This window comes from Streptomyces sp. M41 (assembly GCF_043673425.1).
Taxonomy (GTDB): domain Bacteria; phylum Actinomycetota; class Actinomycetes; order Streptomycetales; family Streptomycetaceae; genus Streptomyces.
On sequence record NZ_JBIMKE010000005.1, the window covers coordinates 127,278 to 153,408 of the forward strand.

Sequence of the window (26,131 nt, forward strand, 5' to 3'; positions counted from 1 at the left end):
CGGCCCACCCATGTCGGCTACGATTTCAAGGTTCGAAAACAACGACAGACGCCCCGAAACCCGGCGCCCGTCACCCCACGTAGCGACTTGGGAGCAGCCCGCGATGGCTCGACACCTCATCACCAGCGCCCTTCCGTACATCAACGGAATCAAGCACCTGGGCAACATGGTGGGGTCCATGCTCCCGGCGGACGTGTACTCCCGGTACCTCCGCCAGCGCGGCCACGACGTCCTCTACATCTGCGCCACGGACGAGCACGGCACCCCGGCCGAGCTGGCCGCGAAGGAGCAGGGCCTGCCCGTGGCGGACTTCTGCGCCCAGGCGCACGACGCGCAGAAGGCGGTCTACGACGGCTTCGCGCTCGCCTTCGACTACTTCGGCCGCAGCTCCAGCGAGCAGAACGTCGAGATCACCCAGCACTTCGCCCGCAAGCTGCACGAGAACGGCTTCATCGAGGAGCGCGCGATCCGCCAGGTGTTCTCACCCGCGGACGACCGCTTCCTCCCGGACCGCTACGTCGAGGGCACCTGCCCCCACTGCGGCTACGACAAGGCCCGCGGCGACCAGTGCGAGAACTGCACCCGCGTCCTGGACCCCACCGACCTGCTCGACCCGCGCTCGGCGATCTCCGGCTCCACGGACCTGGAGGTCCGTGAGACCAAGCACCTGTTCCTCCTCCAGTCCAAGCTCCAGCGCGAGGTCATGGAGTGGGTGGCCCGCCACGACGGCGTCTGGCCGCACCTGGCGTCCTCCATCGCCCACAAGTGGCTGACCGAGGGCCTGCACGACCGCGCGATCACCCGTGACCTGGACTGGGGCGTCCCCGTCCCGGCGGACACCTGGCCGGAGCTGGCGGCCGAGGGCAAGGTCTTCTACGTCTGGTTCGACGCCCCGATCGAGTACCTCGGCGCGACGAAGGAGTGGTCCGACCAGGACACGGAGAACCGCGACTGGAAGTCGTGGTGGTACGACGTCGACACCGACGTCCGCTACACGCAGTTCATGGCCAAGGACAACGTCCCCTTCCACACGGTGATGTTCCCGGCCACCGAGCTCGGCATCCGCGAGCCGTGGAAGAAGGTCGACTTCGTCAAGGCCTTCAACTGGCTGACGTACTACGGCGGAAAGTTCTCCACCTCCCAGAAGCGCGGCGTCTTCACCGACCAGGCCCTGGAGATCCTCCCTGCCGACTACTGGCGTTACTTCCTGATCGCCAACGCCCCCGAGTCGGACGACTCGTCGTTCACCTGGGAGCACTTCACCGCGACGGTCAACAAGGACCTCGCCGACACCCTCGGCAATTTCGTCAACCGCGTCCTGTCCTTCTCCAGGAAGCGCTTCGGCGACGAGGTCCCGGCCGGCGCCGAGGCCGGTGCGGCGGAGGCGCGGCTGGGCGAGCAGATCGCCGAGCTCCTCGCCGAGTACGAGCAGCACATGGAGACCCTCCAGTTCCGTAAGGCAGCCGCCGCCCTGCGCGCCTTGTGGTCGGCCGGCAACTCCTACCTGGAGGAGAAGGCCCCCTGGCTGGAGATCAAGACCGACAAGGACGGCGCCGCGCTGACGCTCCGTACGGCGATGAACCTGATCCACCTCTACTCGGTGGTCTCGGAGCCGTTCATCCCGGCCTCCTCCGCCGCCATGCGCGGCGCGTTCGCCCTCGCGGACGACACCGCCACCTGGGTCACCCCCGAGCAGGCCAGGTCTCTGGACTCGGTCCCGGCCGGCACCCCCTTCACCGTCCCTCCGGTCCTGTTCGCGAAGCTCACGGAAGACGACCTCCAGGCGTACAAGGAGCGCTTCGGCGGCGAGGCGGCGTAGTCGGCGAAATCGAGGTGAAGGCCCTGATGCGGGTGTGATGGAGTGAGGTCATGACGTACTACGTCACGACCCCCATCTACTACGTCAACGACGCCCCGCACCTGGGCCACGCCTACACCACGGTGGCGGCCGACGTCCTCGCCCGCTGGCACCGCGCGCGGGGCGAGGACGTGTGGTTCCTCACGGGGACCGACGAGCACGGCCAGAAGATCCTGCGCGCGGCCGAGGCGAACGGCGTGCCGCCGCAGGTCTGGGCCGACCGGCTCGCCGAGGAGTCCTGGAAGCCGCTCTGGCGGCACCTGGAGATCTCCCACGACGACTTCCTCCGTACGACGCAGAAGCGGCACACGGACCGGGTGCAGGAGTTCTACCAGGACCTGTACGACAACGGCCGGATCCGCAAGGGGGTCTACGAGGGCCCGTACTGCGTGGCCTGCGAGGAGTACAAGCTCCCCGGCGAACTGATCGAGGCGGAGGACGGCACCCTTCTCTGCGCGATCCACAAGCGCCCGGTGGAACTCCTCAAGGAGGAGAACTACTTCTTCAAGCTCAGCGAGTACGGTGAGCGCCTCCTCGCCCACTACGAGGCCAACCCCGACTTCATCCAGCCGGAGTCGGCCCGCAACGAGGTGGTGAACTTCGTCCGGGGCGGCCTTCAGGACCTCTCCATCTCGCGCTCGTCGTTCGACTGGGGAGTCAAGGTCCCCTGGGACGACGGCCATGTCTTCTACGTCTGGGCGGACGCCCTCCTCAACTACGCCACGGCCGTCGGCTACAACGAGAACCCGGACAAGTTCGGCTCGACGTTCCCCGCCGACGTCCATCTCGTAGGCAAGGACATCCTCCGCTTCCACGCGGTCATCTGGCCGGCGATGCTGCTGGCGAACGGCCTGCCGCTGCCCGGCAGGATCGCCGCGAACGGCTGGCTGCTGGTAGGCGGCGAGAAGATGAGCAAGTCCAACCTGACCGGCATCAGGCCGCAGGACCTGACCGCGCACTTCGGCGTGGACGCGTACCGCTGGTACTTCCTGCGCGCGATCGCCTTCGGTCAGGACGGCTCGTTCTCCTGGGAGGACTTCACCGCCCGCTACACCAGCGAGCTGGCGAACGACTACGGCAACCTCGCCTCCCGGGTCACCGCGATGGTCGGCAGGTACTTCGACGGCACGCTGCCGCGGGCCACCGCCGACGGCACGACCGAGGCGGCGATCCGGGCGGGCCTCACCGAGGCCGTCGCGCGGGCGGACCGCCGGATCGGCGACGAGCTGGACTTCCAGGGCGGCATCCTGGCCGTCTTCGACTTCGTGAAGCAGGTCAACGGCTACCTCACCGACCAGCAGCCCTGGAAGCTCGCCAAGGACGAGTCGCAGGAGAGCCGCGCCCGCCTCGCCACCATCCTCTACACGGCCGCGGAGTCCCTGCGGGCGATCGCGGTGCTCCTGGCGCCGATCATGCCGGAGACCTCCGGGCGGCTCTGGGCCTCCCTGAGCGCGGAGGCCACCCTGGGCCCCCTCCAGGACCAGAGGATCCAGGGTGCGTCCACCTGGGGCCGGCTCCCCGCCGGGACGAGGGTCAGCAAGGGCGCGATGCTGTTTCCGCGTCTGGAGGAGTCGCCGACCACTTGAGGACCCCGGCTCCGGTCGTCGCCGGCTCCGTCGGTCCGGCGAAACTTCCCCCACACGTAATCGGGGCACTTTGGACAGACCCGAGTTTCACCTTCCATTCCGCACCTAGACTTTTACGACCGCGGTGGAAGGGATGCCCGTGCAAGGTGGGGGGACGAACGAGATGGTCATGCAGTCGGCTGATCCGGACACGCCTGGCGCGCCTGCTCCGGCACCTGGTCAGCGCGTGACCGTACGCAACCGCCCCTGGGTGGTCACCGACGTCCTCCGGTCGACCGCCGCCAGCGACGACCCGGCTCGCGCCGCGGAAGCCGCCGCCAGCCACCTGATCACGCTGTCGTCGCTGGAGAGCGACGGTCGGGACGAGGAACTGCGGGTGGTCTGGGAGCTGGAGCAGGCTACGGACGTACACGACCAGTACGAGCTGCCTTCCCCCGCCGACGGCTTCGACGAACCCGGACGTCTGGACGCCTTCCTGGACGCCGTGCGCTGGGGAGCCATCGCCTCTGCCGACAAGACCGCACTCCAGGCCCCGTTCCGCTCGGGCGTCGAGATCCAGGACTACCAGTTGGATCCGGTGGTCCGCGCCCTGTCCATGCCCCGTACGAACCTGCTGATCGCGGACGACGTCGGTCTGGGCAAGACCATCGAGGCCGGTCTGGTGATGCAGGAGCTGATGCTGCGCCACCGCGCCCGCTCCATGCTGATCGTCTGCCCCGCCGGCCTGACCCTCCAGTGGCGGGACGAGATGCGGGACAAGTTCGGCCTGGACTTCCGGATCGTCAACACCAGGATGCTGCGCGACCTGCGCCGCTCGGCCGGGCTGTACGCCAACCCATGGACCCACCACCCGCGCCTGATCGTCTCGATCGACTGGCTGAAGCGCGAGCGCCCGCTGCGGATGCTGCGTGAGCTGCTGCCGCCGGTGCCGGAGTATCCGCGTGCCTTCGATCTGCTGGTGGTGGACGAGGTGCACACCTGCGCGCCGTCGGGCACCGGCAAGTACGCGGTGGACTCGCAGCGCACCCGTGCCGTGAAACTGCTCGCGCCGCACTGCGAGCACCGCCTCTTCCTCTCCGCGACCCCGCACAACGGCTACCTGGAGTCCTTCACCGCGCTCCTGGAACTACTCGACGACCACCGTTTCGCCCGTGGCATCAAGCCGTCCGAGGAGCAGCTGCGCCGCGTGATGGTGCGCCGCATGAAGTCGGACCTGCCGCCGCTGTGGAACGGCAAACCCCGCTTTCCCCGGCGCGTACCGCACGCCCTGGAGGTCGAGTACAGCGAGGCGATGCGTGAGGCGTACGCCAAGCTGACGGAGTACGCGCGCTCGCGCCGCGGCGGACAGGGCGACGGCAAGGCGGGCCGGACGGCCGCCGACTTCGTGACGACCCTGCTGAAAAAGCGTTTCCTGTCGTCGCCGAAGGCGTTCGCGGAAACCATCAACACCCATCTCAAGACGATGACGACCCGGCAGGTCGAGCCCGCGGAAGAACCGGCCCCGAGCGTCCGCGTGCTGCGGCCGCTGATCAACGGGATCGAGGAGGCCGAGGAGGAGGACGAGCAGGAACAGGCCGAGGCGGCGACGCGCGCCTTCACCGCGGCACGCCAGGCCATGCGTCCGCTCTCCGACCGCGAGCACACGCTCCTCAAGGAACTCGACGCCTGGGCCGTGGACGCCGGGAAACGCCCGGACGCCAAGTTCGCCTGCTTCCAGGAGTGGCTGGACGGAATCGTCTGCCCGGACGGCCCACTGGGCGAGTGGAAGCCGAAGCGGGTCATCGTCTTCACCGAGTACCGCGACACCCAGCGCTGGCTGTACGGGCAGCTGATCGCGGCAGGGTACCCGGCGGAGCGGATTGCCCAGCTCTACGGCGGCCAGGACCAGGAGGAGCGCGAGCGGGTCAAGCAGGTCTTCCAGGAGAGCCCCGACCTGTCGCCCGTCCGCATCCTGCTCGGCACCGACGCGGCCAGCGAGGGCATCAACCTCCAGGCGCACTGCCACCGAGTGCTGCACTGGGAGATCCCCTGGAACCCCAACCGGCTGGAGCAGCGCAACGGCCGCGTCGACCGGCACGGCCAGAAGGCCGAGCAGGTGGACGTCTTCCACTTCGTGCCGGAGGGCTGGCAGGGTTTCGACCCGGCGCACGACCACCAGACGGACTCGGGCTACGAGGACGGCGCCCTGGAGGACGAGCTGCACTTCCTCGCCGTCGCCGCCCGCAAGACCGAGCGCATCCGCGAGGACCTGGGCAGTGCGGGCGAGGTGATCGCCGCACAGGTCGAGCAGAAGATGCTGGGCCGCCGTTCGAACTGGACGACCGCCGACGCCGAGATCACGAAGCGGTCCGGGAAGGCCGTCCTGAAGGTCGAGCGTGACCTTGCCCGTGACCTGGAGAATCTGGTGGGCGCCCTGACGGACAGCCGCCAGCAGCTCCACCTGCACCCCGAGACCGTCGAGCGGGTCGTCCGTACGGGCCTGCTGCTGGCCCACCGCAAGGACCTCACCGAGGTCCCCGACCCCAAGCAGGGCAAGGCCGCCCGCTGCTTCCGACTGCCGGAGCTGCCCGGCGCCTGGGCGCGCGCCCGCAACGACGGCCTGCGCCACCCGCTCACCGGCAAGGAGCGCCCGGTCGTCTTCGACGAGGTCGAGGCCCGCGACCGTACGGACGTGGTCCACATGCACCTGGGTCACCGACTGGTGCAGATGTGCCTGCGGCTGCTGCGTGCCGAACTGTGGTCGAGCGGCGCGGGAGCCCATCTGTCCCGGGTCACGGCCCGGGTGGTGCCGGACGGCGCCCTGCGGCAGCCGGCACTGGTGGCGCACGGCCGGGTGGTCATCACCGGCAGTGGCGGGACGCGGCTGCACGAGGAGGTGATCACGGCGGGCGGCTTGATCGAGGCCGGAAAGTTCGTGGCCGCGAAGATGGAAGACGTCGATGGGTGGCTGGCCGAGGCGACGGAGGAACTCCCCTCCGACTCCGTAGGGACTGAACTGACGGATCTCTGGCCCCAGTTGGAGGAGCGTCTCGCACGCGCCCTGAACACCCGGGCGAACCGGCGCTTCCGTTCCCTTGAGACAGTGCTCGCGGAACGCTGCGAGCAGGAGGTCGAGGGCATGCGGGCGATCCTGGAGGACCTCGGCCGCTCGATCCGGGACCGGCTGGACGACACGGGACACTGGCAGCAGGAGTCGCTCTTCGACATCGACGACGAGCGCCGCCAGCTGCGCGCGGACCGGGCGGCGCTGCTGGAGCGGCTGCGGCGGCTGCCAGAGGTGACGGAGACAGAGACGGCCACGCTGCGCCGCCGCTGGGCCGATCCCTCGCCACGCTGGTTCCCGGTCGCCGTGACCTTCCTCGTCCCCCGTTCCCTCTCAGCAACCGCCCGCCAGGAGAACCGCTGATGCCGACCGCCGCCCGTACCGCCAGGAAGATCCCGCCGAAGGGCTCGGTCCCCACCCCCGCCGAGCAGCACGAGGACTGGCTGCGGCTGCTGCGCCCCGACGGCCCGTTCGTGTCGCTGCCGGTGCTGGTCGGCGCATTCCCGCAGGGCCTGGACACCATCCCGCCGGAGACATGGGCGAGGCTGCGGCAGGCATGGGCGGAGGTCCAGGAGGACCCGGCCCTGCTGCGGCCAGCCTGGGAGAAGTTCGTCCTGACCGAACTGCTCGGCTGGCGTGCGCCCGGCCTGCGCGAGGGCGCGGGGATCCCCGAGTCACTGCGCGCCGGCGCGAACACACCCGACGCGGTCGTCCTCGGCCCCGGACGCTCCGGCGGCTCCGCCCCGCGTGCCCTGTTCTTCCGAACGGAGGACTGGGAGAGCCCCCTCAACCGCCCGCGCGGCGAACAACCGGGCCTCGCCGACCGGGCGGCCGAGCTCTGCCGCGCCCGCGACGTGCCGTTGGCCCTGCTCACCAACGGCCGCGAGTGGGCCCTGGTCCACGCCCGCCCGAAGGAGGCGACGACCGTCGCCGTCTTCGACGCGGACCTGTGGACCGAGGAGCCGATCCTCGCCCGCGCCTTCGCGAGCCTGCTCGCGGCGAGCCGGGTGGTCCGACCGCCCCTCGACGCGGAGGGCAAGTCGACTGACTCGACGGCGGGCTTGTTCGCCCGCACGGTGGACGCCCAGGCCGACGTCACCGACACGCTGGGCCGCCAGGTGCGGGAGGCGGTGTCGCTGCTGGTCGCGGAGTTGTCCCGCCTGGACAGGGAGTCGCGGGGCGAGCTGCTGCGAGACGTACCCGCCAAGCAGGTCTACGAAGGCGCGCTCACTGTCATGATGCGCCTGGTCTTCCTCCTGTACGCCGAGGAGCAGCGCCTGCTGCCCTCCAGCGAGGAGCTGTACAGCAAGTCGTACGCCGTCGGCCCCCTGCACGACGAGCTGGCAACGGCCCAGAGCCTGCACGGCGACGAACTCGGCGACCGGGTCGAGGCGACCTGGCCGCGCCTTCTCGCCGTGTTCGCCGCGATCCACGGCGGCAGCACGCACGACCAGCTGTGGATCCCTCCGTACGGCGGCTCGCTCTTCGACCCGTCCCGCTTCCCGTGGCTCGTCCCGGCCAAGGTGACGGACCGGGTGGTGTACGAGATCCTCGACGCCCTTCTGACCCTGCGCGCCCGCAAGGGCTTCAAGGGCAAGGAGCGCCTGTCGTACAAGGGCCTGGACGTCGAGCAGATCGGCCATGTCTACGAGGGTCTGCTGGAGTACGGCTGCCACCGGGCGGAAGAGCCGTACGTGGGGGTCTCCTTCGGGCGGGACAAGAAGTACGAGGCCGTGCTGCGGCTGGAGCTGCTGGAGGAATGGGAGGCCGCCGGGACGCTCGCGGAGCGGGTGGCGGAGGCGGCGGGGACCAAGCCGGCCACGGTGGCTGCGGCGCAGGCCAAGTCGTCCGGTGCGGTGACGGTCGAGCTGGAGACGGCGTGCGGCAGTGACGTCGAGCTCGTCGAGCGGGCGGCTGCCTTCTCGGGTTTGTACGGCATCGATCTGCGCGGCGAGCCGAAGGTGTGGCCAGCGGGGTCAGTCATCGTCGTCCGCTCGGGCAACCGCCGGGACACGGGCACGCACTACACGCCGAAGGCGCTGGCGGAGGAGGTCGTGGAGCACACGCTGGCTCCACTCTGCTTCTCGCCGGGTCCGGCGGAAGGTGCGGCGCCCGGCGTGTGGCGGCCGAAGAAGGCCGAGGAGCTGCTGAAGCTGCGGGTGCTGGACCCGGCGATGGGTTCGGGGGCGTTCCTGGTGTCGGCGTGCCGGTACTTGTCGGACCGGGTGGTGGAGGCGTGGCTCCGGGAGGACGTACTCCCACCGGAGATCGCGAAGGACGTGGACCGGGACGACCACGAGCAACTGCACCAGATCGCGCGGCGGTTGGTGGCCGACCAGTGCCTGTACGGCGTGGACCGTGACCCGATGGCCGTGGAGCTGGCCAAGCTGTCGCTGTGGTTGGTGACGCTGGCGAAGGGGCGGCCGTTCTCGTTCCTGGACCATGCGTTGCGGTGTGGGGACTCGCTGATCGGGGTCATCGACGTACGGCAGGTCCGGCAGTTCCATCTGGACTGGCAGGACCGGCAGTTGAGTGCCGAGGTCGCGCGGGCGCTGGAGGGGACGGAGGGGCTGCTGTCGCAGGCCGCCGAGCTGCGGCGGAAGATCGAGTCGACTGCGGTGACAGATATCCGTGTCGTCCGGGACAAGGCGGACCTGCTCGCGAAGGCAGAGGCGCTGAGCGGCAAGCTGCGGCTGGCGGCGGACGCGGTGGTGGGGGCCGCGCTGGCTGCCGAGGGCATCTCCGACGAGGAGGCGTCCGAGATCTCCGGTGAGGAGAACGTGGGTGGGGCGCGGGGGGCTGCGCGGTTCCGGGATGCCAAGGAGGACGCGAAGAGCCGGGCCTATCGGTACCGGCTGGAGGCTGTGGCGGGGCTGGTGGCTACGGCGTTGGGGGAGGGTGACGGGTCTGAGGAGGCGGAGGCTCAGGCGCGGGAGATTGTCGCGGGGTGGTTGAAGGGGCCTCGGGCTGAGGCGGTTCGGCCGTTGCATTGGCCGTTGGAGTTTCCTGAGGTTATGGGGGTGGGGGGCTCCCATGGGTTTGATGTGGTCGTGGGAAATCCGCCGTTTGTGGGCGGACTCAAGATCACCGGGGCCCTGGGCCAGGATTACCGGGAGTACCTGGTCAATCGCCTGGCGGGCGGTGCTCGTGGGCATGCGGACTTGTGTGCCTACTTCTTGCTGCGGAATTTGAGGATCGCACCGGGACAGCGCACAGGCATCATCGCGACAAACACGATCGCTCAGGGCTACACCAGAGATGTAGGGCTTGAGCAGGCCACGGCAGAGGGTTGGACCGTTAGCCGAGCAATCAAGTCTCAGCCTTGGCCTGGGACGGCCAACCTTGAGGTTGCCCTCGTGTGGCTCGCGCAGAACCTGGGACCAGCAGAAGCAGTGTTCTTGGACGGCCACCAGGTGGATGGGATCACTCCTCTGCTAACCGCTCGTTCACAGGCATCGGGCAAACCCCATCAGCTGGTGGAAAACGAGAACCGGGCTTTCATCGGGTCGTACGTGCTGGGTTCAGGATTCCTCCTCGAGCCCGAACAGGCTCAGGCACTCATCGAGAAGAACCTCAGGAACAAGCAAGTCTTGCGTCCCTACTTCAACGGTGACGACCTCAACCAAAGAACAGGTGCACTAGCACGCCGCTGGGTTATCAACTTCCGGGACTGGTCTCAGGAAGAGGCGTCGCGATACGAGGACGTCTTTGCAATCGTAGAACGGGAGGTAAAGCCAGTACGTGCAAAGAATAATAGGCCAGCTCGCCGCGACCGCTGGTGGCAGTTCGCCGAACGAGCCCCACAGCTCTACGAGTCAATCGATCACCTAGATCAGGTGATCGCCATCGGTCAGACCAGCAGCACCCAACTCCCCGCGCTCCTGCCGCGCGATTCCGTCTTCGATCAAAAGCTGGTTGTTTTCCCCACAGACAGCTACGCAGAACTAGCCTTTCGGAGCAGCGAGTTTCAATTTTGGTGGACTGAAAAGTACGGCCCAACCCGAACAGCAGATCTCGTTTACACACCAACCACCTGCTGCGTTCCCCTACCTTTGCCTAGGCTCAACGATCAGCTTGGCGACCTGGGCAAGGAGTTGGAAGCAGCCCAGAAGCGCACGGGCCTCGCCTTGACGCCGCTGTCTCAGGGGATCCACTCCCCCAAGGAGTCAGCAGCCGAGATCGTCATGCTCAGGGATATTCATCGCCGGATCGATCACGCCATCCTGGCGAGCTACGGCTGGGACGTCGACCTAGACTATGGCTTCCACGAGACACGGCGCGGAACTCGTTACACCATGTCACCAGAGGCCCGGACCCGAATTCTTGACCTGCTCCTTGAGCTGAACCACGCCCGCTACAAGGAAGAGATGGAAAAGGGCCTGCACACTCCGGAAGCCAAGCGGCGCCGTGCTGCTGCCCGCAAGGCCAAGGCAAAAGCTCGGGCCGCCGCGCGCACCCCCCAGAGTGCCGACACCTCGGAGGACTTCAACGATGACGGACTCTTCCCTCAGCCGGACGCCCTGTTCTAAGCCCTGCGACGACGCCCCGCACTGGTGACAACCATGCGCGGGGCGTGCAGTTGCGAGGTCAGCTCCCCGACGCGTACGCCACAAAGTCCGTCCATGCCTCCCGCGCAAGCGCGAGGCGCGGGCTGGCGTCGCGGTACTTGGAGTCGCGGACGTGGATGGTGCCTGGGGTGGTGGCAACCTCAACACAGGACTCGCCGTCATTGCCACTGCTGTAGCTGCTCTTGAACCACGCCCATTCGGAGGCGTCTCCGGCGGAGGCCTTGCGGATCATGTTTCTCCCAGCAGTTGCTCGATGAAGGCCAGCGACTCCCATGGCGGGAGAGCCTGCGCCCGGATGGTGCCATACCGCAGCTCAAGGATGTGAAGCTGACTCGGTTCGGTTACCGGACGACCGTTGAACGCTCCGTCGGAACGCGCGACCGCCGTACCGTCCGCGAACTTCAGCAACTCGATCCTGCCGTCCAAGCCCGAGTGGACCTCGACGTGCGTCGGCATCACCTGAAGTGTGACGTTGCGCATCCGCCCTACCTCCAGCAGATGTTCGAGCTGCTGCCGCCACACCATTGTGCCTCCGAGCGGGCGTCGCAGCGGCGCCTCTTCCAGGACGAAGTGAATGGAAGGGACCGGGGCACGCTCGAAGATCGACTGCCGGGCCAGACGCGCGGCAACCATCCGTTCCACGTCGTCCGGTGAGTACGGCGGCTGCGCTGCCTCGATCAGAGCGCGGGCATGCTCCGGCGTCTGCAACAGCCCATGAACGCTGTGGCACTCGTACAGGCCGATCTCGACCGCCTTGGCTTCCATCTGCGCCAAGGCCCGCACCTTCTTCGGATAGCGGACCTTCTTCACGTCCTCCCAAGCCGCCGAGACGAGCCCATCCGCCCCCAACACCTCGTCGGCCTTGTCCAAATACTCCTGCCGGGGAATCCGCTTCCCGCCCTCGATCTTGTAGACGAGGTCCTCGCCGTACCCAACAGCCTTGGCGAACTCAGGAACCCGCATCCCCACCGCCTCCCGCCGCAGCCTCAACTGCCGCCCCACAGTGGCGATGACAGCCACACCCCAGTCATCGTCCGGATCCACCTTCCAACCCGGCTCGTCCGCCTCGCTCCTGAGCCGTCCAGCCTCCGCCTCCACCGACATCCCGCACCCCTCCGTCGTACGACCGTGCCGCAACGCCCCTACCCGTACGCCCTCTGGACAGCCTGGACACCTCTGGACAGGCCCTGGACAGTCGCTCTACGTACCGGCGTGATCACTCATTCACCGTAGGCACATTCGGCCACGCTGAGTGACGTGATTCAGAAACTCGCCGAGCTCACAGGCCGCTCCTCCCACCCCGCCCAACCCGACGGCCTCATCCCCAACTTCAGCGTCCTGCTGTCCCCCACCCCCCGCGGCGCCCGCCTCGCCCGCCTGCTCGCCACAGAGCAACTCCGCACCTGGGGCGCCCCCTTGGACCCGGCGGCGCACATCGTCGCCGAACTGGCAAACAACGCGGCCACCCACGGCCGCGTCCCCGGCCGAAGCTTCCGGCTCCTGCTCTACGTGGTCGGCGAAACCCTCCGCGTCGAAGTCACCGACACGCGCGGTGACCGATCACCGCACCCCCAACCCATCGCCACCCCTGACAGCGAAGCCGGCCGCGGCCTGACCCTCGTGGACGCCCTCGCCGACCGCTGGGGAGTGTCCCCAGGCCTACCCCCACGCAAGACGGTCTGGGCCGAACTCCGACTCCCCACCCGACCCCACGGGTCACCGAAGCCTGACGCCCCATACTCCGGTCCGACCTGCGCTCCCTATGCACCACCCACTGGGGAGAAAGCACCCCACCAAGCCCCACCCCTCCCTCCCGCCGGGCAAACTCACCCCCGCGAGTGAATATGCCCAACTCAGCTGGATTCGGGACCGGTTGCCTGCCTTACGCTCACCGGAGCAAGACACAACCACAGACATGCGACGGCCCCCGCCGGGACGGCAATCCCAGTGCGAGGGCCTGACCACCGAGGAAGAATTGAGCTTCCCGATGGACACCGAAAACCCTAGCGCGCCCCCGCGCGCCCAGTCCCGTATCCCGGGCAAAAACCACCCCCACGCGCGGCCACAATCCGGCGTCGTCCACGACAACGCCCGCCACACCGAGAACTTCACGGTGATCGGCAACGACCTCATCCAGCACCGGGAGCTCTCCGGGCTCGCCATCGGCCTGGCGTGCTACATCCAGTCGGTGCGCCAGGGCACCGCCGTCGACATCAAGACCCTCGCCGACCGCTTCCCCGAGGGCCCCACCCGTATCGCCGCCGCCCTGCGCGAACTCGAAACCCACGGTTACCTGCGTCGCACCCGCGAACGCACCCCCACCGGCCGAATCGTCACCCGCACGGTCTCCTGCAACAGGCCAGGACACCGGAGGAACACCCCCTCCGAGCCCTCCGACAGGCGACCCGCCCGACGCCCGGATCCGGACAAGCCACCCCCACGCAAGCGCCTCCCCGCCGTACCCCAGCCCTCGTACACCTCGCCCGCCGTCCTCCAGGCAGCCGTCGACGTCCTCGCCGGCCTCCGCCGCCGCGACCCCCGCCTCCTCCTCTCCGCCACCGACGCCGAACACCTCGCGCCGGGAGTCGCCGCCTGGCTGGAGCGCGACCTCACCCCCACCGCCGTACGCCACGCCCTGACCGAGAACCTCCCAGCGGAACCCTTGATCCGCCCGGCCGCCTTCCTCGCCCACCGCCTGGCCGCACAGCTCCCGCCCCCGCCGCCGTTCCGGCCCCCTGCCCCATCGGCCCCAGAGCCCAGGCACCCCTTCCAGACCTGCGACGGCTGCGACCGTCCCTTCCGTGCCCCAGCGCCCGGCCGCTGCCGCGACTGCCGCGTCCCCACTCCAGCCTGATGAAGAGCTCCCGCATCCCTCACTACGGGCTCCTCTGCCTCCCCCGACGGCTACCCTGGCCAGGGCATCCCCTGGAGGACACCATGAGCACGCAGGCCGACCATGGGCACGACCTGATCCCCCGCCCCGAGCAGACCCCCGACGCACTACGGGCGGCGCTCGCCGTGGTCGCACCGGGCCGTTTGGGGGAGATGCAGGCGACGAAGGACGAGGCGTTCGCCAAGGCGGTCGAGTGGCAGTCGCTCAGCCCGGTGCAGAGCTGGGTCCTGATCTGGGCCAGGGACATCGAGATCGCCCGCCGACCCGACCTGTGGACCCGCTACTCCCACGCCAAGAGCACTCTGGAGGACGAGGATCCGGTCGCCGCTGAGGAAGCCCTGCGGGAGCTCAGCGCCGTCCTTGAGGAAGCCATGAGGGCAGTGCGCGAGTGACCTGGAAATGGGAGTACGCCTTTGGCGCGGAAGAAGCCGTGCGCACCGCCCCTGCCGGCTTCCTGGCCGAAGTCCACAGGAAGGCAGACGAGCTGGTCAGGGCTGCCGAAGCACTCCATGTCCATGGCCAGGCGCACGCGGGCACGGACCCGAGGGGCGGCGACATCATCATCCCCGGCGGCATGTTCACGTACCAGGTCGTAGTACGTGCCGAACGCGTCTACGTCGTCCAGATCACCTACCTGGGCTTCTGATCCTCACACTGAGTGACTGTGCCTGGCGACAGCTGCCCGAGCGCTGCTGCACACTGAGCCGCCTTTACTCCGGCCGCACCACGAACGCAGTCACCCCCCGCATCCGCACCCCTGTGCCCCGCGGCTCCAGGTCCCCGGTCACAGCGACCTCCAGCCCGTCGCGCCAGGCGTCGGTGGCCTTGTCGATGTCCTCGGGGCGAAGCTCCACCCGAACGCGTCGCTGGCGCAGGGATTCCTCGGGGAGGAGCGAGCCGTAGATCGTCGCTTCGCGCGGGTGTACATCCCGGTGGAGTTTCATCACGACACCGCGCACAACCGCCCCTTCCTCACGCCCCAGCCGTTCCCGCAGATCCTTCGCAACCGCCTCCAGCGCACCCGCATGCTCTCGTCTGATCGCGATCGGCGGTGAGGGCTGCTCCATCGGCCTCTCGGACGACCACGAGAAGGAAAGCGAGAAGTCACGGCGCTCCTCGCCCGCGATCTTCACGAGTGCCTCGCATAGGTTCGCCGACAGGCCGGCGCCCGCCATGTCCTCGACGTGGGGCACCGAGTTCATGGCCAGGGTGCTGTCCGCCGCCGCACGAGCGCACGTAACGCCCGCGTAGAGCATTCGGGAGACCCTGCGGCCGAACGGTTCGGACGGGTGCAGGTACAGCATGCTGCGCCTGGCCTCCGCCTCGTCGAAGAGGGCCCCCTGGCCGTTCCGGTCGTTTCCGCCGGACGGGCCCTCCGGCAGAGGGGTGTGCGCGGCGATGACGTAACTGCCGACGCGGGTCTGGTCCAGCCGTACCGCCGCTACGTGGTCCTTCACGAGCTGGGGTTTCTGTGCGGGCTGTACCGCCCGTGTGCCGAGTACCGAGGAGGCCGCCGCCGTGTGCAGGTCCTTCAGGCCCGTGAGTGCCGAGACCAGGTCCAGGAGGGGTGCCGTACCCGAGGGGCCAGGCGGTACCAGGTGGAGGAACTGCCAGTCCACCGGCGGCAACCACATCTCACGCAGGATGTCCCCAGGGGGGCGCGCCTCGACCACGGCCAGAGTCTCCAGGATGTCTGCGACCCGCCCCGCGTAGTCCCGGCGGCGCTGCACCGGGACCAGGAGTTCGTACGGTGGGCCCGGTTCGTAATCCTGCGGCCGCCACTCCCACAGCTCGGCACCGGACAGGTCGCGCTCCGCACTCCACCCCTTGCCGCTCAGATAGCGCCGCAGGACTCCGGGGGCGAGGGTCGCAGCCTGCTCGAACTCGGTGTCCGTGATCGCGGTCATGAGGCTCCCACCAGCTCCCGGTAGTCCTCGGCGAACAGGTCGTGTAAGGAGCCGGCGGTCAGCAGGTGGGCACGCGGGATGTGGACCGTGCGGGTGCTGTCCGTTTTCGACCTGTTCTCGGGCGGGGGGAGCGGTTCCTGGTCGTGCAGGCACAGCCAGTACGCGGCGTGGCTGAGGCGCAGGCGGTCCTCGGTGGCGTGCGACCAGGCGAACGCGTCGGACGGGGCCAGGACGAGGAACAGAAAGCGGGGCATCTCGTAGTCCGGGCCGGCCAACTGGTTGTAGTTCTTCACCTTGAGCTTGTAGTGAATGTGGTCGCCATGGATGTCCGGAGACGATGTGCACTTGACCTGAGCCTCAATGGCCGGAAATCTTCGGGTGCCCCTCCGGCCCGTATAGCCCAACTGCCAGTCCACGCCGACCCGGTCGCGCTCCTTGCGGGTCACGTCGAGGTTGGCCGCGGTGGCCAGCATGCGGATGAACTCCTCGCCGAACGCGCCCCGGTGGCCGTTGTCGCCGAAACCCATCGAGCCCGTGGCCCATCCCGGCGCCTGCTGAGGGCTGAACAGGCGCCTCAAAAGGCCGTTTGACGGCTGGTGTGGGATACCGCCGGTCGTGCTGTCTGTCATACGCCCCCGCTCACCCTTCGCCCCGCGATACCGCGCCTCCGGCTCCCGTGCGCGTGTCGTACCCCTCAGGCGACGCACCGTAACGGCGGTCACACCCTTGGCCAACATCCTTGATCGGAATCAGGCCGGTTCCGTAAGGAAGTCCGTACCGGTTGTCAGTGCGCGGACCTACTCTGACCCCGTGACCCAGCAACCTCTCGTCGGCCCAGGCTCCGAGCCGGACCCCGCCCCCGGCGGCGCGGTGCTGTCCGCGCCCACTCCGCAGCAGCTGCGCGACAAACTCGCCGAGCTGGTCGTACGCGATCTCCAAGGGCCCACCGGAGACGAGCCGGAGGAGCTGGCGGGCAACCCCTTGGACCACTACATCATCGGGCGACTGGCCCCCGGCGGTGTACGGGACGAGGACGGAGCCCCTCTGCGGACCGTCGGCAAGGTGGTCGAGCCCGAGACACTCGAGGAGCCGGGCATGGCGCCCGAGCAGGAGCCAGAGGCCGGGGATCCCGAGCCGTCGGCACCCTCGATGCCGAGTCTGCACCCGTCGACGCTGGGACTGACGCTGAGGGTGGAGCAGCAGGTCCAGGAGCTGACGGTCGACTGCGCCTGGGCGCGGTACGAGCGCGGCGACTCGGAGATCGAAGGGAACCCGAAGCGGGTGTGGCACCGGGTGCCCTGCTCGGGCACGGTCACAGTGAAGCTGGTGGAGGGGAAACTGGCCCCCCAGCCCGTGCATGTCCGGGACTTCCCGCACATCGTGGTCCGTGGCCGAGCCCGATCGCACGAGGGGTCGTGGCTGGTGTCCCTCTTCCTCGTCAACGGGCAGGAGAACAAGCCGGGCTCCACCCATTGGATGTTCCAGGCCTCGATGACCGTGGCGGGTGCCGCGGGCACTGCCCCGTTCCTGCCGCGCCGCTCCGTCGAGCAGCCCGGCGGCAGCCAGGACGAGCGGCGCTCGCTGGCCATGACGTACCGCTTCCACCCCGAGTTCGCGGTCGGCCACGGCACTGGCGTGCACGCCGAGACGGCTCCGGAGAACCCCCGGCGGGCCGTGCGCATCTCCACCACCGCCACTCCCTCGTACGAGGTCCCGCATACGGACGTGCCGGACCCGCGCCGTGACCGGCGGGACGAGGACCTGCCGGAACTCAAAGAACTCGTCCTGGACATGAGCGAGTTGAGCAGGCTGGAAGCCACTCCGCTGCGGGCTGCTCTGCTCCCCCTCGTGGACGGCTACCGCTCCTGGATCGAGCGGCAGAAGCAGTCGATCGACGATCCAGCCACAGGGCTCGACGCCTACCGCGCGGAAGCCCGGGAGAACATGCGTCTCGCCGGTCGAGCGGCCAAGCGCATCCAGGCCGGAATCGATCTGCTACAGGACGATCCCGACGCGCTCGACGCCTTCCGGTTCGCCAATCGCGCCATGTGGCACCAGCGCGTGCACACCATCGCCGCGGGCAGCCGGCGCCGGTCATCGACCATGTCGCTGGAAGAAGCGGTCCAGGCCGCCGACGTGCCGAAGAACCGCAGCTGGCGCCCCTTCCAGCTGGCCTTTCTCCTGCTCAACCTGCCCTCGCTGGCCAATCCGGCTCATCCCGAGCGCGCCGACGACGACAGTGCCCTGGCGGACCTCCTGTGGTTCCCCACCGGTGGTGGCAAGACCGAGGCCTACCTCGGGCTGACCGCGTTCACGTTCGCCATCCGCCGCCGCAAACCCCACCTCGGCGGTCTCGACGCCGAGCACGGCGTCGCCGTGATCATGCGGTACACGCTGCGTCTGCTCACCATCCAGCAGTTCCAGCGCGCCGCCGCGCTGATCTGTGCCTGCGAGGTGATCCGCCGCGAGGAACCCGACCGTTGGGGCCGCAACCCGTTCCGTATCGGCCTGTGGGTGGGCGGCAGAGTCACCCCCAACACCACGGACCAGGCCTCCGACTGGGTCAAGGAACGCAAGAAGGACAAGGGATACAGCGGCTTCGGCCGTATGGGCTCCCCCCATCAGCTCACCAGCTGTCCCTGGTGTGGAGCGAAGATGGAGGCGGGCCGCGACATCACAGTCGACAACACCCTGCGCCGCACCTTCATCACCTGCCCCGACGCCTACGAATGCCCCTTCGGCGCCGCCGCGTTCGGTCTGCCCGCCGATGAGCAAGGGCTGCCGATCCTCGTTGTGGACGAGGAGATCTACCGCAATCCGCCCAGCCTCGTCATCGCCACCGTCGACAAGTTCGCCCAGCTGCCCTGGAAGGGCGAGACCCAGGCGCTGTTCGGCCAGGTCTCCCGCCGCTGCACACGGCACGGATACGTCACACCGTCCGCCGTCGACGTGGAATGGGAGTCCTCCAGCCATCCCGCGAGCAACGGCCATCCGGCCGCCTCCACCGTCGACGCCGCACGTGTCCGCCCGCCGGACCTGATCGTCCAGGACGAGCTGCACCTCATCTCCGGACCGCTCGGCTCCCTCACCGGCCTGTACGAGACGGCCGTGGACCGGCTCTCCACCTGGGAACCCGAACCGGGCCGAACCGTGCGGCCGAAGGTCATCGCATCAACGGCCACCGTCCGCCGCGCCGACCGGCAGATTCACGATCTCTTCGCCCGCAGGACCGCAGTGTTCCCGCCGTCGGGGCTCAACGCCGACGACACGTTCTTCGCGCGACGCCGGTCCCCCAAGGAGACGCCCGGCCGTCGGTACGTAGGCATCTGCGCGCAGGGAGTGCGTACCAAGTCCGTGGCGATCAGGGTGTTCGTCGCCCAGCTCGGAGCCGCCCAGTACCTGTACAACACCTACGGGGCGAGCGAGCTGACCGACCCGTACATGACGCTGGTCGGCTACTTCAACAGCCTGCGCGATCTCGGTGGCATGCGACGGCTGGTGGAGGACGACGTGTCGGCCAGGCTGGTCCGAGCGGACCGACGAGGGCTCGCCACACGGTACGTCGACGAACTGGCCGAGCTGACCAGTCGGATGGCCTCCGATGCCATTCCGGACATCCTGGCAAAGCTCGACATAAGCTTCGGCCGCCGGCCCAAGGGCTCGCCGCGCCCCATCGATGTCCTGCTCGCCACCAACATGATCGCCGTCGGCGTGGACGTCTCACGACTCGGCGTCATGGTCGTCAACAACCAGCCCAAGTCGACCGCCGAGTACATCCAGGCCACCAGCCGCGTCGGCCGACGGGCACCCGGCCTGGTCTTCACCGTCCTCAACTGGGCCCGGCCACGCGACCTTTCGCACTACGAGACCTTCGAGTCCTTCCACGCCACCATCTATCAGCACGTCGAAGCGCTGTCCGTCACGCCGTTCGCCGACCGCGCCGTCGACCGAGGCCTGACCGGCGTCCTGGCGTCTCTGGTCCGCAATCTCAAGCCCGAGTACAACCCCAACCGCGGTGCCCAGTGGGTGGATCGCCGCGGTGAGGTCGTCAGTCACGCCGTACGCTCCCTGGAACTGCGTGCCCGAGACGTCCTGGTCGACCAGCACGTCGCCAACGAGGTACGCACGCGGCTCGACGCCCGCCTCGACTACTGGGAGCAAAAGCGCAAGGCACCCGGGGCCGTCCTCGGCTACCGCGCGGCCCGGCGCCAGGGCGACGTCGCTCCGCTGCTGTTGGAGCCGGACAGCGGCCCCTGGCGGCTCATGACCTGCCCAACCTCGCTGCGCGAGGTCGAGCCGCCGATCAGGCTGATCTTCACCGACGCGACGGGGCCCGAACCCGACGAGGAACCGCCCTACGTCCCGCGCCAGCAGGCCGATGACAGTACGCCGGCCGGTGACGAAGATCCATGGGAGACGACATGAGCAGCCCCACCACCAACGCACTCCGCGTGGGCGAGCTGCGTCCGAGCCAGCTGCTACACACCTATGGCATCGGCGCCGTCACGGACCTGCCCAACCTGTCCACCATGGTCATGGGCCTGGACGAATGGGACCCGGTCCGCGCGCGCGTCCTGACCGAGGACCGCCTCCTGGCCGCGGTACGGCGCCGTCTTGGTGGCCAGGTCAGCGCCCTGCGTACGCCGCCCCACGTACCCGAGAACCCCGCCGACCCATACGGCGACTGGACCAGGACGGGCGTGCCGGTCGGGCTTTTCCCCCGGTGGCTGCGCTGCTCCCGCGAGCGGTGCAACCAGCTGGCTCCCGCTGCGAGCGGCCTCTTCCAGCTACGGCCGAATTTCCACCGACCGGAGAAGACCAAGTACGTCCACACCAACTGCGGCGGCCCCGGCAAGGGCCAGCCGACCGCCTTGCCCGCCCGGTTCCTGGTCGCCTGCAAGGACGGCCACATGGACGACTTCCCATGGGTCTACTTCGTCCACGGCGGCGGCTCTGGGTGTGCGAACCCCACCCTGAGCCTTACCGAGTCGGGCACCACCGGCGAGGCGGCCAACGTCTTCGTGCGCTGCACCTGCGGGGCCGTCCGTTCCATGGCGGATGCCATCGGCCAGGCAGGAGAGCGGAACCTGCCGGCATGCCGTGGTCACCACCCCCACCTCGGCATTTTCGCGCAGAACGGGTGCTCGGAGCACGCACGCACCATGGTGCTGGGTGCCACGAACAGCTGGTTCGCCTCCCAACTGAAGGTGTTCAGCATCCCGCGCGCCGAGGAGCCGCTCACTCAGGCGGTCAAGGAGCACTGGAGCCTGCTGTCCCCACTGGCCGCCGTACCGGCGGACGCGGCGAAGATGCTGCTGCCCACGCAGGCATGCTGGCCCGAGTTGGAGCAGTACGGGGCCGAGGCGGTCTGGACCGCAATCACCAGGGAGGCTCAATCGGTCGCGGGTGAACAGAACGACGAGGACGAGGAGTTTGACCTCATCAGCCCGGAGTGGCGGGCCTTCACTCATCCTCGTGACCACGCGCTCCCGGACTTCACCACCGTCCGTGAGCGACGCGTACCCGACGGCACGGCCGACTGGCTCGACAGTGTCGTCCTGGTCCACCGGCTGCGCGAGGTCTCGGCACTCACCGGTTTCACACGGATCGAGGCTCCCGAATGGCTGCCGGAGGAGGAGGCCCGCACCCGCCCGGGAGCGCCGCTAAGCCGCAACGACCCCACGTGGGTTCCCTGCGCCGAGCTGCGCGGCGAAGGCGTGTTCCTCGCTCTCAAGGAGCAGCAGCTCTCCGAGTGGGAACAGCGCGAGGCCGTACTCGCCCGCGAGGAGATCTTGAAGGACGCGCACTGGGCCTGGTGCATGGCTCGTGGAGTGGAACCCCGCTGGCCCGGTATCAGGTACGTGCTCCTGCACACCCTGGCACACGTGCTCATCCGCCAGTTCGCCCTGGAGTGCGGCTACGGCGCCTCGGGCATAGCAGAACGGATCTACGCCCGCTCCGGCCCCGATCCCATGTCCGGCATCCTGCTCTACACCGCTGCCCCCGACAGCGAAGGAACCCTGGGCGGACTGGTCTCACTCGGCCGCGGCGACCGGCTCGGACCGGCTATCGCCCAAGCACTCGAAGAGGCCAGACTGTGCAGCTCCGACCCGATGTGTGCCGAGCACGATCCGCGCATCCACTCTCGGTTGCACGGGGCTGCCTGCCACGCCTGCCTGTTCGCTGCGGAGACCTCCTGCGAGCGGGGCAACCACTACCTGGACCGAGCGCTGCTGGTGGAAACGCTGGCGGACGACAAGTGCGCTTTCAGGCAGTGAACAAGCCAAGCGGAGTACCCGATCAGGAGGAGCCAGACAGGCCTTCGCTCCGCTCAGGGGGCGTGCCGGGGGCACGAAGCAGTACGCATCCATACCGGCTTCCCGTTCTTCTGGCTGCCCTGGGCGAGCGCCTGCCTGCAGACCGCATGGCCGTCCTGGAGCATGTCCTGGAGAGGGCCAGCGGCCCTGACGACGTACTGGTGAGCCGCTTCATTGCGGCTCAGACCGCAGCCGGTCTGACTCACCAGCTCACGGAGATCACCCGAGCCTGGCGAACCGAAGCACCGGACATGACCGGAGCGGGACTGGCACTCGCCCTTGCCACGGCCCGGTCACACCCACGGACCCGGCCAGCGCAGGTGGTGATCAGCGGCCCCGTGGGCGCGTCGGTCCCGGCACGGCTGACGAGTGGAGTGGCTGTGGAGGTCATCGGTTCGGCGACCACGTCACTGCTGATCGCCAGCTTCGCTGCGCACGGTGCTCGGGACGTTGTGGCAGAGATAGGACGAGCCGTCGACCGGGGGGTTGCCGTGGACCTCCTCCTCGAAGAGTCAACTCAGGCTGCGGCAGCCTTCGCCGCGCTGCCCAGGAGGGTGCAGATCTGGCACCGCGTAGGGGGAACAGGTGTGCTGCACGCCAAAGTGATCGCTGCCGACCGGCACACCGCGCTCCTGGGCAGCGCCAACCTCACTGATCGGGCCTTGTCCGACAACATCGAACTCGGAGTGGTGCTCCGTGATCCTCGTCTGGTGGAACCCCTCATCGAGCATTTCCACTGGCTGCTGACGCCTGAGAACAACGTTCTGCGCCGGATGTGACCGATCTGCGTGGCAATTAGGGCCGAGCCGATGGCCTATTGCCAACTCCTTTCCCCAGGCCGGCGTGCTGCTTCAGGAAGTCCGCGCCCGTCGACGTCGCCATCGGTCGCTAGGTTCCTCCCAGCCCGCAGGCCCGCGTGATAGCCGGCTTCCAGTTCGTGGTCGTGGAAGTTGCAAGGTTGCCGTGATTTTCTTGCCCGATTTGTGGCCACCTCGGGGACGTCACGCGGATGTTGGCCCAGGGGTTGGCATGGATCACGCCCCACCGGCACCATGCCCCCCGCGGCAACCGTAAGGTTTCCGCCATGGCAGTCCCTGAGGTCATCCCGATCGCCTACGAGCCGCACGGCCGTACCGAGGCGATCGGCCATTACGCGGACGGGCAGTTCCTGGGTTCGGTCACCTACGCCTTTCCCAAGGGATTCGTCCTCGACTCCGGCTGGGAAGAGCACAAACGCCTCTACGCGGCCCTCCACACCTTCGACCCCGACGGCACGTACCGCGACTCGGAGATCTGGTGCGCCGGCAGCTGGGCCGAGCAGCAGCGCGCCCCGCACGGCCCGGACTCCGTCGTCGCCCGCGCCCGGGCCCACCTGGCGACACTGCTGCGCAGTCTCCCCCGGCGCACGTACACGGACATCGCGATACGTCCCTTCCAACTCACCTACGAGAACGTGCTGTTCGGGCTGGTGACGGGGGAGGACGAGGGCGAGCCCTGGGCCGAGCTCTACCCGGACCATCTGGGCTTCGGCGCGCCCTGGGACGGTTCGTACGACACCTGACGTTTACCCCCTATGCCTGGACGCCCCCGAGGGGCTATACATTGCGAAGATCACGCAAGGCCATCACATGGGGGGATCCAGCCATGGCACTCTTCGGCAACGCACACACCGTCGACCAGGGGCAGGCGCAGCAGGACTACGCGCGGCTGCTGGGCCACGGTGAGCAGGTGCACGCCGCGTATCTGCTGATACGGGACACCATCCTGTTCACCGACCGCCGTCTGATCCTGGTCGACAAGCAGGGCATCACCGGCAAGAAGGTGGAGTACCACTCCATCCCTTACCGCAGCATCACGCACTTCGCGGTGGAGACCGCCGGCACCTTCGACCTGGACGCGGAGCTGAAGATCTGGCTCTCGGGGTCGGCGACGCCCATCCAGAAGACGTTCACGAAGGGCGTCGACATCTACGAGGTGCAGGCGATCCTGACGCAGTTCGTGGCCCGCTAGCCCGACCGCACCGCCGACTGTGCGCGGCGGTCGTCTCGTCGGCCCCGCCGAGGTTCTTCCCTCGGCGGGGCCGACGGCGTTCCTTGCACGGTCCGGTGCCGACTCCGCGCCATAATCAGCGCACGATGATCCCCCACCACCGCCATCTGCCGACCGACGTCCTCACCGTCGGCGCCCGCTACCCCTTCGTGCTGGCCGGCGAGTACGCGGTCCACGCACATGGCCTGACCCCCAGGCCGCCCCGGGAGACCCCGCCGCAGGAGCCGGGCGGGGAGCCACTGGAGCTGCCGAGCGGGGAGCCGCTGGAGGAACCGCGCGGTACACGCGGGAGGGAGCGCCGCCGGACGTCACGCACCGGCCCGGTCGAAGTGGCGACGGAAGCCCCGGACCCCATGGACCGGATCGCGGCCGTGATCCGCGCCGGCCTGACCGAACGCGGCTGGCAGGTACGCCTGCTGGAGACCGACCCGCTCTCCGCCCGGCTGCTCGTCACGGACCCCGACACAGGCGAGGAACGCACGGTCGACCTGCTCAAGGAGACCTTCTGGCGCCCCCCGGTCACCACCGACCTCGGCCCGGCCCTCGCACTGGAGGACCTCATCGGCACGAAGGTCCGCGCCCTCACCGACCGAGGCTCCGCCCGTGACGTCGTCGACGTCTATCTGGCCGCGCCCGACTGGAGCTTCCCCGACCTGGAGGAACTGGGCCGCCGCCACTCCTTCGACGAGTTCGACCCGGCCGACCTCCAGTCCCGCCTGGAGGCAACGGAACTCCTGGACGACTGGGAATTCACCACCCGGGGCCTCCCCGCCCCCGCCCTGCCACCCCTACGCCACTGGATCCGCTCCTGGGCAACCGACATCGCAGAACGCCTCCTGGAAGAGCAAGCCCTCGAACCACCGCCGGAGGAATGACCGCCAGGCGACGGGAACGTTTCCCCGCCACCCGAAAGAGCGAACGACTCCGTTTTCTCGTCCGGGCGCCCATGGACCCGCCTAGGTTCCGCACATGGTCACCTCCACGCATGAGGCCTCGCACCGGATCTTCCAGGACCATCCGGAGGCCCTGGCCCCCGTTTTCGAAACCCTGGGCGTCCCGCTGCCCGCGAAGTCGGACATCAGGGAAATCACCCCGGACGCAACGGAGATCCGGCCCTTGGAGCGCCGCGTGGACACGGTGCTGAAGGTCGAGCCGCCGGAGGGCGAGAGCTACCTGCTCGCGATCGAGTCCCAGACCAAGCAGGACCCGGACAAGGCGACGAGCTGGGCCTACTACGTGGCGTATCTGCGCGCGAAGTACGACCTGCCGGTCCTGCTGGTCGCGGTATGCCGGGACCGGCCCACGGCGAACTGGGCGTCCGGGCCCTTCGAATGCGGAGTAGGGCCCTGGACGACCCAGGTCACCCGGCCGTATGTCCTCGGGCCCGGCACCGTGCCGGAGATCACCGACGCGGCGACGGTGCTCGAACAGCCGGCGCTGGCCGTGCTCTCCGCCATCGTCCATAGCGAGAGCAGGAGAAGCCCGGCCATACTGGAAGCGCTGCTCCACGGGCTCACGTCGTTCGACCGCGACACCTTGAAGTACTGGTGCGAGGTGCTGGAGCTCGGGCTGGAGAACACTCCGGTCCGTAGGAAATGGAGAGAGCTGGTGAAGGCAATCACTAACTTCCCTGGCCATGGAACCGTCTTCGAGGAGACGTACCTGGAGGGCAAGGCCGAGGGGCTGGCCAAGGGAGAGGCGACGGCCGTTCTGCGGGTGCTGGAGCGGCGTGGCATCCCCGTTCCGGAGAGTGCCCGCGTCCGTATCGCCGAGTGCACCAGCCTCGACACCCTGGGCGTCTGGCTCGACCGCTCTCTGACAGCCACCGTCGTCGACGACCTGTTCGTCGAGGGCCCGGAAGAGACCTGACAGGCGGACCGGACCAAAGGAGGAGGGGCCCGGAACCGGCG

19 protein-coding genes are annotated in these 26,131 nt (G+C 68.6%); 15 read left to right on the forward strand and 4 right to left on the reverse strand.

Annotated features, from left to right (window positions below; genetic code table 11):
• Positions 1–103 precede the first annotated feature (103 nt).
• From metG (ACHBTE_RS09100) to ACHBTE_RS09115, 4 genes are all read left to right on the forward strand, one after another.
• On the forward strand, positions 104–1,819 hold the full coding sequence (gene metG / locus ACHBTE_RS09100) for a methionine--tRNA ligase (RefSeq protein ID WP_394723032.1): 1,716 nt from the start codon (positions 104–106) through the stop codon (positions 1,817–1,819).
• Between the two features lie 50 nt (positions 1,820–1,869).
• The gene (metG, locus tag ACHBTE_RS09105; RefSeq protein WP_394723033.1) at positions 1,870–3,444 is read left to right on the forward strand and encodes a methionine--tRNA ligase; all 1,575 of its coding nucleotides are present in this window, start codon (positions 1,870–1,872) and stop codon (positions 3,442–3,444) included.
• A gap of 169 nt (positions 3,445–3,613) precedes the next feature.
• On the forward strand, positions 3,614–6,850 hold the full coding sequence (drmD, locus tag ACHBTE_RS09110) for a DISARM system SNF2-like helicase DrmD (RefSeq protein ID WP_394723035.1): 3,237 nt from the start codon (positions 3,614–3,616) through the stop codon (positions 6,848–6,850).
• The gene (locus tag ACHBTE_RS09115) at positions 6,850–11,016 is read left to right on the forward strand and encodes an Eco57I restriction-modification methylase domain-containing protein (RefSeq protein WP_394723037.1); all 4,167 of its coding nucleotides are present in this window, start codon (positions 6,850–6,852) and stop codon (positions 11,014–11,016) included. The genes drmD and ACHBTE_RS09115 overlap by 1 nt, the downstream gene beginning before the upstream one ends.
• Positions 11,017–11,074: 58 nt before the next feature.
• Here ACHBTE_RS09115 and ACHBTE_RS09120 read toward each other — a convergent pair whose 3' ends face one another.
• Positions 11,075–11,287 (reverse strand): DUF397 domain-containing protein, encoded by a 213-nt coding sequence (locus ACHBTE_RS09120; protein WP_394723038.1) that lies wholly within the window; start codon positions 11,285–11,287, stop codon positions 11,075–11,077.
• Positions 11,284–12,159: a helix-turn-helix domain-containing protein gene (locus ACHBTE_RS09125; protein WP_394723039.1), complete on the reverse strand. Its 876-nt coding sequence runs from the start codon at positions 12,157–12,159 to the stop codon at positions 11,284–11,286. Before ACHBTE_RS09125 ends, ACHBTE_RS09120 begins: the two co-directional genes overlap by 4 nt.
• A 156-nt stretch (positions 12,160–12,315) precedes the next feature.
• Between ACHBTE_RS09125 and ACHBTE_RS09130 the strand changes: the two genes are divergently transcribed.
• The 4 genes from ACHBTE_RS09130 (at position 12,316) to ACHBTE_RS09145 (ending at position 14,594) form a co-directional block, all read left to right on the forward strand.
• Positions 12,316–12,897 carry an ATP-binding protein gene (locus ACHBTE_RS09130; protein WP_394723272.1) on the forward strand — a complete coding sequence of 194 codons (582 nt, stop codon included), beginning with the start codon at positions 12,316–12,318 and terminating at the stop codon, positions 12,895–12,897.
• Between the two features lie 145 nt (positions 12,898–13,042).
• Positions 13,043–13,909 carry a helix-turn-helix domain-containing protein gene (locus ACHBTE_RS09135; protein WP_394723041.1) on the forward strand — a complete coding sequence of 289 codons (867 nt, stop codon included), beginning with the start codon at positions 13,043–13,045 and terminating at the stop codon, positions 13,907–13,909.
• Between the two features lie 83 nt (positions 13,910–13,992).
• On the forward strand, positions 13,993–14,340 hold the full coding sequence (locus ACHBTE_RS09140; protein ID WP_394723043.1) for a hypothetical protein: 348 nt from the start codon (positions 13,993–13,995) through the stop codon (positions 14,338–14,340).
• On the forward strand, positions 14,337–14,594 hold the full coding sequence (locus tag ACHBTE_RS09145; protein WP_394723044.1) for a hypothetical protein: 258 nt from the start codon (positions 14,337–14,339) through the stop codon (positions 14,592–14,594). The genes ACHBTE_RS09140 and ACHBTE_RS09145 overlap by 4 nt, the downstream gene beginning before the upstream one ends.
• A 64-nt stretch (positions 14,595–14,658) precedes the next feature.
• Here ACHBTE_RS09145 and ACHBTE_RS09150 read toward each other — a convergent pair whose 3' ends face one another.
• The gene (locus ACHBTE_RS09150) at positions 14,659–15,855 is read right to left on the reverse strand and encodes a hypothetical protein (RefSeq protein ID WP_394723045.1); all 1,197 of its coding nucleotides are present in this window, start codon (positions 15,853–15,855) and stop codon (positions 14,659–14,661) included.
• Positions 15,852–16,484, reverse strand: coding sequence for a DUF4365 domain-containing protein (locus tag ACHBTE_RS09155; protein ID WP_394723047.1), 633 nt, complete (start codon positions 16,482–16,484; stop codon positions 15,852–15,854). Before ACHBTE_RS09155 ends, ACHBTE_RS09150 begins: the two co-directional genes overlap by 4 nt.
• A gap of 181 nt (positions 16,485–16,665) precedes the next feature.
• Here ACHBTE_RS09155 and drmA point away from each other — a divergent pair, with 181 nt between their 5' ends.
• The 7 genes from drmA to ACHBTE_RS09190 all read left to right on the forward strand — a co-directional run bounded on the left by drmA (position 16,666) and on the right by ACHBTE_RS09190 (position 26,090).
• Complete coding sequence (drmA, locus tag ACHBTE_RS09160) at positions 16,666–20,280, forward strand: DISARM system helicase DrmA (RefSeq protein ID WP_394723049.1); 3,615 nt, start codon at positions 16,666–16,668, stop codon at positions 20,278–20,280.
• Positions 20,277–22,133: a DrmB family protein gene (gene drmB, locus ACHBTE_RS09165; protein ID WP_394723051.1), complete on the forward strand. Its 1,857-nt coding sequence runs from the start codon at positions 20,277–20,279 to the stop codon at positions 22,131–22,133. The genes drmA and drmB overlap by 4 nt, the downstream gene beginning before the upstream one ends.
• Before the next feature lie 62 nt (positions 22,134–22,195).
• Positions 22,196–22,951 carry a DISARM system phospholipase D-like protein DrmC gene (gene drmC, locus ACHBTE_RS09170; protein WP_394723053.1) on the forward strand — a complete coding sequence of 252 codons (756 nt, stop codon included), beginning with the start codon at positions 22,196–22,198 and terminating at the stop codon, positions 22,949–22,951.
• Positions 22,952–23,256: 305 nt separating this feature from the next.
• Positions 23,257–23,733: a hypothetical protein gene (locus ACHBTE_RS09175; RefSeq protein WP_394723055.1), complete on the forward strand. Its 477-nt coding sequence runs from the start codon at positions 23,257–23,259 to the stop codon at positions 23,731–23,733.
• Between the two features lie 83 nt (positions 23,734–23,816).
• Positions 23,817–24,182 (forward strand): PH domain-containing protein, encoded by a 366-nt coding sequence (locus tag ACHBTE_RS09180; protein WP_394723057.1) that lies wholly within the window; start codon positions 23,817–23,819, stop codon positions 24,180–24,182.
• A gap of 125 nt (positions 24,183–24,307) precedes the next feature.
• Positions 24,308–25,096: a nucleotidyl transferase AbiEii/AbiGii toxin family protein gene (locus ACHBTE_RS09185; RefSeq protein ID WP_394723058.1), complete on the forward strand. Its 789-nt coding sequence runs from the start codon at positions 24,308–24,310 to the stop codon at positions 25,094–25,096.
• A 94-nt stretch (positions 25,097–25,190) separates the two neighbouring features.
• A complete protein-coding gene (locus tag ACHBTE_RS09190) occupies positions 25,191–26,090 on the forward strand; it encodes a hypothetical protein (RefSeq protein WP_394723059.1) in 900 nt (299 codons plus the stop codon).
• Positions 26,091–26,131: the final 41 nt, after the last annotated feature.